The sequence below is a fragment of the Bacillota bacterium genome, assembly GCA_012839765.1.
In the GTDB taxonomy this organism is placed as follows: domain Bacteria; phylum Bacillota; class Limnochordia; order DUMW01; family DUMW01; genus DUMW01.
This window is the reverse complement of the sequence record DUMW01000118.1, coordinates 1-8440: the sequence shown is the minus strand read 5'-3', so window position 1 is coordinate 8440 and position 8440 is coordinate 1. Positions and strand designations below refer to the sequence as shown.

Annotated in this window: 6 protein-coding genes; 3 read left to right on the top strand and 3 right to left on the bottom strand. The window is 51.1% G+C overall.

Features of this window, described 5'->3' with window-relative positions; genetic code table 11:
* Positions 1 to 304: 304 nt before the first annotated feature.
* On the bottom strand, positions 305 to 757 hold the full coding sequence (locus GXX57_11515; protein ID HHV45271.1) for a gamma-glutamylcyclotransferase: 453 nt from the start codon (positions 755 to 757) through the stop codon (positions 305 to 307).
* A 432-nt stretch (positions 758 to 1189) separates the two neighbouring features.
* Positions 1190 to 2122 (bottom strand): DUF1848 domain-containing protein, encoded by a 933-nt coding sequence (locus tag GXX57_11510; protein HHV45270.1) that lies wholly within the window; start codon positions 2120 to 2122, stop codon positions 1190 to 1192.
* An 850-nt stretch (positions 2123 to 2972) separates the two neighbouring features.
* On the opposite strand from GXX57_11510, the gene GXX57_11505 reads away from it, so the two are divergent.
* Positions 2973 to 3626 carry a hypothetical protein gene (locus GXX57_11505; protein HHV45269.1) on the top strand — a complete coding sequence of 218 codons (654 nt, stop codon included), beginning with the start codon at positions 2973 to 2975 and terminating at the stop codon, positions 3624 to 3626.
* Positions 3627 to 3660: 34 nt separating this feature from the next.
* On the opposite strand, the gene GXX57_11500 is transcribed toward GXX57_11505, so the two are convergent.
* Entirely contained in the window at positions 3661 to 4521 is an 861-nt protein-coding gene (locus GXX57_11500; protein HHV45268.1) for a helix-turn-helix transcriptional regulator, read from the bottom strand.
* 539 nt (positions 4522 to 5060) lie between these two features.
* Here GXX57_11500 and GXX57_11495 point away from each other — a divergent pair.
* On the top strand, positions 5061 to 6317 hold the full coding sequence (locus GXX57_11495) for a Gfo/Idh/MocA family oxidoreductase (protein HHV45267.1): 1257 nt from the start codon (positions 5061 to 5063) through the stop codon (positions 6315 to 6317).
* A 939-nt stretch (positions 6318 to 7256) separates the two neighbouring features.
* On the top strand, positions 7257 to 8252 hold the full coding sequence (locus GXX57_11490) for a LacI family transcriptional regulator (GenBank protein ID HHV45266.1): 996 nt from the start codon (positions 7257 to 7259) through the stop codon (positions 8250 to 8252).
* The last annotated feature ends 188 nt before the right edge of the window (positions 8253 to 8440 follow it).

Sequence of the window (8440 nt, the reverse complement as noted above, 5' to 3'; positions counted from 1 at the left end):
TTCGGCCTTAAACCTCTTCAACCAGTATTGCAGTTGATGTACAGACAACCCCTGTTCCAAGCACCACGTCTTCTGCGTCTGACCGCTGGCAAGGTATGCTCTCACACGTTCTTCCCAAAGCTGACGTCTGTCTTGGGTCACCACACCAGTCACCTCGCTAAGTTATGATGGTTCGATTATCCCACCACAACAAAACTGGTGCTATGTGGGTTAGCTTTGACGTTTACCAACGAACATCATGAGAATATAACAAAACAAGTACCTTGCCCCCCCGGCGACGTTTACCGATGCTTGAGCCTAGTTCTTAGATATCGGAACTGGAGTACTCCACCGCCTCTTCCAGAATAGACTGATCGAATCCGAAGGCTTCGTATCCTTCACGGATGGTGTGCAAATAGCCTTCGCCGGGCATGCCCAAGGACCAACCGTCGTTCATTACGTAGGCCATAGCCTCGACCCATTCTCCCTGGAAAAACACCCGCAACATCTTCTTGATGTATTTCCGGGGATAGCCCTCATAGACATCTAAAGCCTCCTCATCCTCTGGGGTGATGTGCCACAGTAATACGGGTACGCTCTTACCTTTCTCTTCCTCGATAGTGGCCACCGCCTGACCATCGCTACCACGAAATGTGAGCCGATAGTCCTTGAGTTCAGCTGGGCCCAACACCGTTGCCGCCGGACATCTCCGCTCCATCTGACCCAAGTTCAAATTGCTACCATACGCCAAATAGATCCTTCCTTGTTCATTGTCCATTGTCTACCTCCCGCGTTTTCACATTCTTCGTCAAGCTACACGGAGATTGTGCAGACTACAGCCGCCTGTTCCCACCTGCATCAACCTTCTTCCTATCCTTTGTCCACCATTTACCGGAAAGCTGGACAGCAGCCACCAACAATACCACCCCACCGTTGCTCGATTTCCTTTTGAATAGTCGGAAAAATCGTAAAGACACAACATCAAGACCGGTGTTTTTTTGATTACCATTCAATTCCGCTGCAACATAGCTTTAAACTTCGACAAAATCCATCCAGTTCCTGCCATTGCATGGGAAATTCTGTAAAAGGCTACAGAAACCAGTCCCGATCCAACAACTAACTATGTCATGTTGATCGGCATCACCACTTCTAATGGAGGATTGGGGCAGGTCTTGTGGAATGGGGATTTTTGCAGGACATGAAGATATTCTCAGAACAGATGCAACTGTTTTTCCACGGCTTTTCCCGTCCTGCGATCTATGATCCTGTCACCAGGTTGTAGCTCTCCTACTAGCAACGGAGAGTCTAGATGATGGGCGCGCATGTTCCTTTGGACCAATTCGGCACTGTGATTGGCATAACAATACAAGCAGCCATGGCCACAGGTATTGTAGGCACCAATGTCTACACTGGCCACACAGCCGCAATGGCTGCGCTGGTTAGGATCCTTACCCAGATTTAGCGAACGACCGAGGAGTCTCTCAATTAACTCCCCATCAATACACTTGCCAGGGTGGATACCCACTGGGGTCAAATCGATAGTCTCCGCACAAGCCTCTATCACCAGTCCCCGTTGCTGGGCAATCTCGGCAAGGGCTGTGGCGACTTCTAGGATCATTTCTGCATTGGGAAGTGTAACCGTCAAAGGGCGCATCCGCAGCGCGATTTTCCTGTAAAGGTCTAGGAAACTGATGACGCACCTTTCGGTGCTGTCTGCTAGGGTCTCGGCCAAATACGTAAACTGTCGCTGGTGGAAAGCCACATCCAGCTTCGGAGATAGGATAATCGGATCGTATCGCCAGATGGTCCTCTCCTTACCGACGACCTTGGCCAGCTGTTGAAAAGCACGAAGGATCTCCAGCTTATCGCTTACACCAGGCTCAATACTGGCATCATAGCCAGTAATGGTAATGTGAAAATAGTAGGTGTACTTGGCGAAAAGATCAAGCTTTTTCAGGATTCTTCGTGGGTCCTTCGTCCAAAAGACAATACAATCAACTGTCTCAGGTTCCAGGGACACCCTGCTAACTTGGCGGTAGTTCATAGGGTTTCGCACCAACACGTAACCTTCACGCAACCGCCTGGAGAACCATTCTAGGTAAAATGCAGGAATGTCCGTTCGCCGACTAACACTCAGGATCAAAACCAGCTCTCCTTCCATCCTCCACCATACCCGGAACCTGCGGTCATCGAAGGTGAACAGCCAAAAGCAAAAGGGATTGAACAATGAACCACACAGGTCCCAGCGGTAATGGCTTACCCGGTAAATATCCCTGGCCGGTCAAACAACCTGTAAGTATGGTGATCTTAGCACAAAACTCCTAGCTCTCCAAACCCCTTGAAACTCCCCGCCAGCCTAACCGTGGTCGATTTAGCTCACAAGCACGCCGAGAATTGATCACAGGGGAGACCCCAGCCAAAACCGATGACACAAAGACCGTCGCACAGACATAGGTTTCATTCCTCCGATACAAGGCTCTTTCTAGACCTGATCCCAGCATGGAATCAACATCACAAACCCGGATATTTTCTAGACGATAACACCACAAGGCTACAGTTCAGAGGCATAAAATGGTGATATATTACTGATTAAAGGGCCCCCTCACGTTAACTCAGCACAAAGAGGGGACGTTTGGGTATAGGAAAGCATGGGTTTTGCTCATGTAGGAAGATGCGTAACAAGTCGCGGAAAAATGCCTGCAATCGGGGTGAACAAAGGTCTTCATCCTAAGTGCCGGATATTTTAGCCACCTTCAAAGACAATGGACCGCACGGACAATAACTGGTGACAGAAAACAAGGTGTTGTTTTGGTAAAGGGTATACCCATTCTTCCTTGGCGGCCAACTTCCCTACAGTTTTCCCTGGACGGGAAGGTAGGCATACAAGAAAACCGGACCTACCAAGGGGAGGTATCCTAAAGACAAGTCAAAGCAACTGGGAACTACGACACCAATTTCAGGAAAAGGGGGAAACTCTCATACGTAAGCTAGGTTTGGTAGCAGTGGTTAGTTTGATGGTTGTGCTCCTTGGTACTTCCCTGGCCTTCGGTCAGCGGTATGAGGCCAAGAAGGCGCAAGGTCCCATCGTCATCGATGGAGACTTGAGTGAATGGGAAGGTTTGCCCACAATCCAGATTACGGCAGAAGATGGTGGTCTACTTACCCTCATGTGCCAGTGGGACGAAGAGTTCCTGTACTTCGCCCTGATTGCTGAAGATGACGTACACTATAACCCCTTCACCGAAGATCTTCTGTGGCGGGCAGACTGCTTCCAGATCGCCTTGGATACTCTTACCACCAAGGGTTCGGGCTACGACGATGACGACCTCGAGTACGGTTGGGCCCTCACCGAAGAAGGCGGCCTTGAAACCTGGGCGTGGAAGGTACCGGTGGGTGTGGAGTTCGATCCCGATCTGATGGTCTTTGCCATCGTACCCTCCACCGACGACTACTTCTATACCATCTATGAAGTAGCGGTCCCGAAAGCCCTTTTGGGGCCAGCCAAGCTGGAGTCCGGTTTCGAGATGGGCTTCAACTTCGTCGTCAATGACCATGACGGCTTTGGGCGGACCCGGGTAGAATGGACCTACGGTACCGCTAGCACCAAGTATCCGAACTTCTTCGGCACGCTGGCTCTGGTGGATTAAGGAAAACCCAGGGATTCTCCCTGGGTTTTCCTTTTCAACCGATGCGATGGGTGGTCCGAAACTCCTTCGGTGTCATCCCCGTATAGTTCTTAAACAACCAGAAGAAGGACGAAGAAGATCCGATACCTACCTCCTGGCAGATGTCTTCCACCCGCAGGTCTGTATAGAGAAGCAGTTTCTTCGCCTGTTCTATTCTCAATTCGTTCAGAAAATCCCGGGGCGGGATCCCCACATCCCTCCGGAAAATCCTTGAAAAGTGGCTCCGGTCGATACCCACATATTCGCTGACATCCTGTACCGTGATGTTGTTCCGATAATTCGAACGCATAAACTTCAAAGCCTTCTGGACGTTCAGGTCCACCGCTTTGGTGGGGCCATGTACGGGAATCGCCACCCATAGGATTTCCAGGATTAGACGCCACAGCATCAACTGACTAACGGCACTCCGATTCTGCTCCAGGCTTTCCACCAGTTCCTGCAAGATCACACCGACCCGCCCCGTATCGTCGTAGACCGACCAAGGGGGCCAGTGGACGTTGTGTCCGCCCAACTCCCGAATCTCCGCAAGTATATGATCCGCTCCAAATTCACCGTGCTCATGGGGAGTAAAGACGAACTCGCAGTTACCAACGACGGATTCCTTCGGATGCGGATGCTTACCGTGTACCAGACCCCCGGTGATCATAATAAACTTCCGCGGGCCCAACACTACCACCTCTCCCCCCACTTCCGTCACCATTTCCCCGGAATAAACATACATGATCTCGATTTGTTGATGTCGGTGAGGGTTCATGGAATATCCCTTAGGATCCTTGCGGAGGTAGTAGTAACGGATTTCCGGCACGTGGGGTTTTCTCCACAGCTGCTTCCTATTGAAATCCCAAACATATTCCATCGCCCGCACTCTCCCTCTCCACCGGCTGCTATTCCTCTACTCTGCTTTGGATATCCCTCGCTGAGAAATTCCGAGCCAAGACTTGCGGAAGAATAGACAGCCATTTCAGTTTTCTGTATCCATTCTTCTTAGTCGTGCGCACCTACGGAAGGACTTCCCACCAGGTCACAAACCCATAGAGTTCTATCCTCGGCATACGGTGAACAATGGTTACCGTTGACATCTTGTGAGATCATTCCAGTGAGACCCCGAAACCAACCGTCTGATATGATCTTTTCGCCCACCAGGTAAGCAAATCCTTTCACCAGTAGCCATTTTGCTTTATCTAGAGGAACGATATGGCATGTCTTTGATCTCTTTCATCGTCTTTAACCCTTTTCCCTGGAATTGATGTCACAAATCCGTAGCTTTTCTTGAAAATTGCCCCACAAGATAGCACTTACTTGCAAAACCAAGGTGCTATAATGAAAACGATTCCTATAGGTTTCCTTTTTCGTTTGTCTACAACCACTACCCCATACAGAAAGGTGTCAGGTTCTATGAGTTTACGATATGCAGTCATTGGCCTTGGAGCTAGATCGTCCATGTATTGCAAATTCCTCACTTCCAAAGAGACCGACAATGAACTGGTGGCCCTGCTGGACACTAACCGGACCCGGATGGAACGGGCAAAGGAAGTAATGGGTCTGGATTTGCCCACCTATCTGCCCCACCAGTTCGAAGAAATGGTTAAGAATGAAAATGTGCAGGGGCTCGTGGTCACCTCTCCCGACTACACCCACGACGAATACATCATCAAGGGGTTAAGGTTGGGACTGCGGGTGATCACGGAAAAACCAATGACCACCGATGAGTACAAGTGCAAGACAATTCTAGACACCGTTAAGGAGACGGGGAACGATTGCATCGTAACCTTCAACTATCGGTACAGTCCCTATCGAGCCAAGTTGAAGGAGCTGTTGCAGGAAGAGATCATTGGCAAGATCACCATGGTAGACTTCCACTGGTATTTAGACACCAGCCATGGTGCGGACTACTTCCGCCGCTGGCATCGGGAAGCATCGAAATCAGGGACCCTCTTGGTGCATAAGGCTACCCACCACTTTGACCTGGTAAACTGGTGGCTTGCGGCCCGACCCGTGGCGGTGGCAGCCTTTGGGGCAAATAGCTTCTACAATCCCAGCACCTCCCCCTACAGCACCCGATGTAAGACCTGTCCGCGAACTTCTGAGTGCCGGTTCTTCATGAACCTGGAAAAAAACGATCATCTAAAGGCGTTGTACCTGGATGCTGAGGCAGAAGACGGATACTTCCGGGACCGCTGTGTCTTCTCCCCCGAAATCAATATCTGGGACACGGAAACGCTCATCGTTCGCTACGATCAGGGTCAGCTGCTGAGCTATTCCCTCTACAATTACGCACCCTACGAAGGGTACAGGATCGCCTTTGTGGGCACTAAGGGACGGATCGAGCAGGAAGTCATCGAGGCTGCCTATGTGAAAACCGAAAAGGGTGTTGTGCGCAAGGGCATCGGTGCGGTCAAGACCATGGTGTATCCTTTGTTCGCAGAACCCTACGAGGTGCCTGCGGAACAGCACACCGGAGATCACGGAGGCGGCGACCCGCGGATGTTGCGAGAGCTTTTCGCAACCAAACAGGAAGGAAATGTGCTGCACCAGCAGGCCACCAGTTTTGATGGAGCCATGTCCATATTGGTCGGCGTGGCCGCCCGCCGGTCCATCGAAGGGCAACAGATCATCTGGATCGAGGATCTGCTCAACCCGGGGCGAAGGTAATCTCGGTTACATCGAAATAAGTGGAGCCCCTGGAGTCAAAGGCCTTCCAACAGGAGGGTCTTTGACTTATACGTCTTTTTTGAACCTTCCAGTCTCCCTCTTGCATCATTCCCTCACCGCAGTTGGTCCCAACTATCCCCCTTTCTTAATTACTACCCGTCCCCGCCCTCACTGCTAGCCTATCCCTAGGTCATCTTGCCGGGGTGGTTTTTCCCAAAGGCGGTGGAAAAACCGTAGGCATATTGGACCAGCTGATCTAGGGACAATTGACCCGTGAATACTATCCAACATGTGGACAAGCACTTCCTCCACGGCCAGTTTCTTCTGACCACTAGGCCTCCTCTGGAGGGGAGTCGGTATGTTGGCTAGAAGGGAAGGTTACTGCGGCTGTATCCCCGTACCTATACGTCGAGAGACTCCTGCAACCAAGTAGGATCCTTGGCATCCAACCCTCTCCCCTTCCATTCTGACCTCCACCACATCTCTGTAGCGGATTACCAGAGGCCGTCCATGATCAGGAACTGTCCCTAAATGCGAGACCGATTAGTACCTCGACGGCACCCATGCAAGCATCGACGGAGTACCGTATCCCCCAGAACCAGGTCAAGGCCCGTAAGCACATCATGGAATTTGCCCTTTCCTTTACACGATAGGACACGGAGTCCGCTCAGTTCGTTTCCTACAAAGGAGAAGGGAACTTAGTGCTCCTAGCTCAGTGCCTTCCCCTTTTTTCGGTTCCCACCAACGGGATCAAGTTTGACAGGAATTCAAGGGTGTGTTATGGTAAAATTACTTAAATTGTTACGTAATTCTAACCTTTTCTTACATCATAGTTTACGTTCGGTTCATTGGATACATAGATACTACGCACGATAATCGCGGTAGGTGGCAAAGATCCGGTGATCTCATCGGCATCATCCCAGGAAAGGAAGTGGCCTGTTGAAAGAAGGCAAAGTCACCGTCCAGGATCTAGCCAGATTAGCCGGAACGTCCACAGCCACTGTCTCGCGGGCGCTCAATGACAAAGCGGGAGTCAGTGAGGAGCTTCGCGCAAGGATCAAGCAATTGGCAAGGCACCACGGGTACATTCCCAAAAGGAAGTACCAAGAGGAAATACTGTTGGTCTTACCCTCGGCGGATATCTCCCTCGCGAGCCCTTATACCAAGGGCCTTGCGGTGTTACAAGAAGGACTGTTGCGCAGTGATTGTGTGGTAATCAGTGACTACTCCCGGAACCCTAAAGCCCAACTGCAGATCATGAAAAGCAGGGATATTAAACTGGTCATCTACTTCTGTTGCACACCGGATACCGCAGTGTGCACCGAAGCGGTGAGATCCCAGGTACAACTGGTGCTGATCCATCGGGAAAGCACCCTTCCTAACGTTTCTTCCTTCATCAGTGACGATTGCTATGGTGGGTATCTTGCCACCTCCCACCTATTGGCCCAAGGTAGAAAAAAAGTGGCTTTCCTGGGTCTTGATCAGGACCATTATTCCCCCCGGATGCGTTGGGAGGGATACTGCAAAGCCATGTCCGAACAGGGGCTGCCCCCCCTGCGCTGGGAAGAGGCCATCCTTCGTTCGCTCGCACTCGGTGAACAAGTCCGGGAAAAGGGTGTCAACGGAGTTTTTGTCTGGGCAGATCATGTGGCGCAGCGACTGATGGAAGTCTTGCATTATCAGGGGGTGGCGGTTCCCCACCAGGTAGCAGTGGTGGGCTACAATGATCTGGCCTCCATCGTAGAAAACACGGTGCCGCCGTTGTCATCGGTAAACTGGCCCATCGATCAGGTCTGTCAGTGGGCCATGGAATACATCACCCAGTATCTCACCCGGGGCTCCCAGATCCGTCCCATGAAGGTGAAGATTGCCCCGGAGCTGATTGTTCGAGACTCCTCTAAAACCACCGGTTTAGGAAAGACACTATCATCGTGAGATTACAAAGGGTTGGAGGTGAGTTTTTTATCCGCTAAGAGCCAGGGGGAAGGGAGGCGATTAACCGGGATTTCGCAGGGTTACCCTTGAAAAATGGCGACAGATAAAGGAAAAGTGCCTTCCCATGGGGAATTCTTAACGGGGACAGCATCCCAAGGACACCCCGAAGGAGGCACCTTTCTGGTGAG